This window comes from Microcoleus sp. K1-B1, assembly GCF_036704705.1.
GTDB lineage: Bacteria > Cyanobacteriota > Cyanobacteriia > Cyanobacteriales > Microcoleaceae > Microcoleus.
The window spans coordinates 1-4048 of sequence record NZ_JAUBSH010000173.1; the positions used below are offsets into that span (position 1 = coordinate 1).

4 protein-coding genes, 1 tRNA gene and 1 pseudogene are annotated in these 4048 nt (G+C 45.1%); all 6 read left to right on the forward strand.

Going from position 1 to position 4048, the window contains the following annotated elements; all coding sequences use genetic code 11:
- The first annotated feature begins 112 nt into the window (after positions 1 to 112).
- The 6 genes and pseudogenes from QUA83_RS30035 (at position 113) to QUA83_RS30060 (ending at position 4015) form a co-directional block, all read left to right on the forward strand.
- Positions 113 to 343, forward strand: a complete 231-nt coding sequence (locus QUA83_RS30035) for a DNA-directed RNA polymerase subunit omega (RefSeq protein WP_015175138.1) — start codon at positions 113 to 115, stop codon at positions 341 to 343.
- Positions 344 to 598: 255 nt separating this feature from the next.
- On the forward strand, positions 599 to 1246 hold the full coding sequence (locus QUA83_RS30040; RefSeq protein ID WP_333297853.1) for a hypothetical protein: 648 nt from the start codon (positions 599 to 601) through the stop codon (positions 1244 to 1246).
- A 141-nt stretch (positions 1247 to 1387) separates the two neighbouring features.
- Positions 1388 to 1756 (forward strand): DUF1818 family protein, encoded by a 369-nt coding sequence (locus QUA83_RS30045; protein ID WP_333297854.1) that lies wholly within the window; start codon positions 1388 to 1390, stop codon positions 1754 to 1756.
- A 37-nt stretch (positions 1757 to 1793) separates the two neighbouring features.
- Positions 1794 to 1867: transfer RNA gene (locus QUA83_RS30050), tRNA-Pro, on the forward strand.
- Between the two features lie 65 nt (positions 1868 to 1932).
- Positions 1933 to 2555, forward strand: a pseudogene (locus tag QUA83_RS30055) (transposase); the annotation flags it as partial.
- A 515-nt stretch (positions 2556 to 3070) separates the two neighbouring features.
- Positions 3071 to 4015, forward strand: a complete 945-nt coding sequence (locus QUA83_RS30060; RefSeq protein ID WP_333297855.1) for a hypothetical protein — start codon at positions 3071 to 3073, stop codon at positions 4013 to 4015.
- Positions 4016 to 4048 lie beyond the last annotated feature (33 nt).

Here is a 4048-nt window from a genome sequence, read left to right on the forward strand (position 1 = left end):
CCTTGACTCGCACAGCGAACATCCCGTCGCTCAAGGTCGTACCATTTTTGGCGCGGGGCTTCCCGCGACTAAGCTAAACTAGAATGTAACATTACATAAAGTAGGGAGTCTCATGGTTAAGCGTCCAACTTTCGATTCAACTCAGCTAACCCGTCGGGCGGAAGAGTTGATTAACGGTGCATCCAACCGCTATCGGATTACGGTGCAGGTGGCGAACCGCGCAAAACGCCGTCGCTATGAAGATTTTGACAATATGGACGACCATCAAATGAAACCTGTAATGCGGGCGATATTTGAAATGTCCGATGAACTGACTCAGCCGGAAATTATCGGAGACATCTAGACTTCGGGAGTTTTGGGTTTTGAGTGGTGAATTGCCCGCAATTTTTGTCAACTCAAAACTCACAACTTTTTCAAACTAGACTTGGGCGCGCGGGACGAGAAACCCGGTTTATTCCTAGCTGCCTGGTTAAAAAACCTCTGATTTTTATAACAAACCGGGTTGATGAGCGTAAATCCTAAAATTATAAACAACTAGGACATCTCCTGGCCACTAAGTGTATGAAATTATTCTATTTTTCAAATTTTTGTCAAAACCGTGAATAGATTAAAGCAGGGCTTAAGTTTTCTGTTGGTTACTTTGAGTGTAGCGATTTTCACGCTTTTGAGTTGGGTATTGGAATCCGGGGAACTGAGTATGTCGGCTTTGGAACCTTCGCTGCTGCGGAGTTCTGAGTCTGCCTCAGTGCAGCGGATCTCTCAACAATCTGCGCCGCCACAAGTGAGGGTGCAAGATGCGTGGAAATTGGTATACGAAAAATTGCCGGATTTGCCGATTGAGAATAACTACATTTCTAAGGAAACTGGAAAAGTCGATCCTACCAATACTTTAGTCGGGCGGTTGATTCGATATCACGTATTTGTCAAAGGACGGCCACCCAATTACCGCTTTGATTGGAAGTTGAGTTTAGCTGACTATCTGGGGGCGACTCCCGATTATTTGGTGGAAAGCGTGTATCCGGGAAAAGACGTTTTGCGCTCAAATCCAATGGAACAGGATCGTGCTGCTATTCAAAGGTTAAATAGAGCACAACGGGATGCTTTGGTTCAAGCTTTGGTTGATGTTTTTACGGAGAATTCCGGGGGTGGGCGCACACCGACGGCGGGGGAAAAACCACAAGGGCGATCGAATTCGCCGGAGATACCGCAGCCGCAGCCGGGAGATGCGAAGTTGCTGGCACCTTAATACTCATGGATACAGAAACCGGGTTTTTTACGGGAATATTGCTGTTGACCCTTTAACACAGGTAAAAAACCCGTTTTCTTTCGTATTTATGGGTAAGTCCTACTAATCTAAAATCCAAAATCTAAAATCTAAAATCCCTTAATGGTGGAACGTGTAATTAAAACGGGTGTTGGGTGGCGTTTGGGATGGAACCCAGAGGCGGAGGAGTTTAAGGGTTTGGTGGCTGGCGACGGTTGGGCGATCGAACTCACGGAGGCTGAGTTGAACGATTTTTGCCGATTGTTGGGGCAATTAGCCGGCACAATGAGTCACATGGCGTCTGAGTTAATGGACGAGGAAAAAATCGCCATTGAAGCCGAAAGCGACTTGCTGTGGGTGCAGGTAGAAGGCTATCCCGAAGCTTACAGCGTGCAGTTGATCTTGAATGCTGGCAGGAGGTGCGAGGGTTTTTGGCCGACGGCTGTGGTTCCGACTTTGGTGCAGGCGGCAAAAGTTTTAAAAGTTTTTTGACTTTTTCGGGAATTCTATGCTAAGCTGTTAAAGCTGTCGGGGCGTAGCGCAGCTTGGTAGCGCACTACTTTGGGGTAGTAGGGGTCGTGGGTTCAAATCCCGCCGCTCCGATAGATGGAATCCTTATTTTATAAGGATTCCATTATTTTTGGTAGATAAATCGTTCCTTACGCATTCTCAATAATCTGAATAAAAAGGAATATAAAACCTTGCTAGTCCTCACAGAAGTCTCTCGCAAACAGCAATGGTTATTTGACAATAATAAACAGAGTATTGAGGATAGAATAGTAAGTTTAAGCCAACCCCACATCCGTCCCCTAGTCAGAGGAAAAGCCGGAAACAGCGTAGAGAGGCGAGCCAAACTATCAGCGAGCTGCTTTGAAGGATATGTATTGTTATACCGGATGAGCTGGGATAATTTTAACGAACCAGGGGGCTTAAAAGCACAAGTAGAAGCTTATTATAGATTCACAGGATACTATCGGTGAATCTGTTCATGCACAGCGTATTTATCCTACACTCTTAGAACCGATATTGGTGCAAAGAAAGAAGAATTAGAATCAGTGGAACGCCTCTACGAATACTCCCAGCAATCGTCAGTAAATCAAAAAAAAAGCAAGCCGCATATGATGAGAGGATTCGTCAGGCAATTGAGGGCAAATTTGGGCAAGGCAAACGAAGATTCGGCATGAATCTGGTAATAACAAAACTTGACCATACCTCCCAAACAGCCATTGCGATTACTTTTTTAGTAATGAACCTTTGTACCTGGTGGCGCCGGTTTTTTTTTGTTTTTATGTAGTTCGGGGAAAGCAATGCCTGTTTTTGGCTTTTACATAATCTACACTTATGTTTTACTCAAATTGAAGCCGGAAAACTCATATTTAACTCTGGTTGAATATATCGATCGCTCCTGTTCTTAGTTGGCGATCGATTATTCAGCAAACCCTACTTAGCTATAAAAACTTTACTTTGGACTTTCCATATCACATTTCAGTCTTAAGATAGATGACTATGATTTAAATAATTTAATAACAAATTTTAATGTTAGATCCGCTTTGAATCTAGTTTTACTTCCACCCTTGGGATTACCAATGTAGCCGACAAAACAATTGAACAGGCAGCTAAAACAATTGAACAGGCTGTTTCGGAAGTAATAAATTTTATTGCGAAACTATTTTATTTTATAAATTTTTTTCCATCACCAAAATCTTATCTTACTCTTGTAGTAGGTCGGCTCTTTGGTCATAGCCGATGCTCAAAAAAGCGAAGAATATTTCCTTGCCTATTTAATATTTTTTTAAGGTGAGATAGATGACAGATTCTCAGATAGCCAGTCCTGAAATACTGGCACCTCCTCATAGACGATTAGCCCTGGGTCTTCCGGCGTGGCTGGTGCTAATCTGTATCATTGCTTTTACAGCGCTACTGGCAGCAGGGGCTGCCATCTGGAAAAATGCTCCCCCTTTACCCGATGTGATTCAGTCTCCAAAACAGGAGATTGTGATCACAAAAGCACAGATTCAGGATGGTCAAGCCACTTACCTAGCAAGGGGTGGTCAGCACATCGGCAGTATTTGGGGACATGGTAGCTACCTCGCCCCCGACTGGACAGCAGATGTATTGCACCGCTGGGGATTAGCCACCGCCGGGGTTTTGCACAACAATGACCCCGCTATGAGCCAGAGTGATTTAGAAGCATTGCCTGCACCAGAACGAGCAGCGTTGCAAGCCACAATCAGCGAGCAATTCAAAACCAATCGGTATGACCCGAACACCCATGAATTGCTACTGACTGACGCTCAGACACAGGGACTAAAACAAGTCTTTGCGGACTATGAACACCTGCTGACCTACGGTTCCGTCATTCACTCGATTCCGCATGGCTGGTTTAAAGAGCCATCCCAGATTCATGATGTCACGGCGTTCTTTGCCTGGACTGCCTGGGCCGCTGCCGCCAATCGCCCCAACGCGACTTTTTCCTACACCGCCAATTGGCCCCATGATCCGCTGATTGGAAATGAACAACCCGGACAATTCATTCTGTGGTCAATTATTTCCGTGGTGCTGCTGATTGCCGGAACCGGTGGATTTCTACTACTTTACTTGACTCGTGAAAGTGTAGACGACCTCCAGTCGGTCACCACTCGTCCCGCCGTGCGAATTCCGACGGCCAGCCAGAAAACCACCTCACTCTTTTTTGGTGTGGCAATGGCACTAAGTAGGTCGGCGCAAAAAAACCGAACTATGTTAAGATAAGTAAACAAAAAGAATATATCTACTGAGGTAACT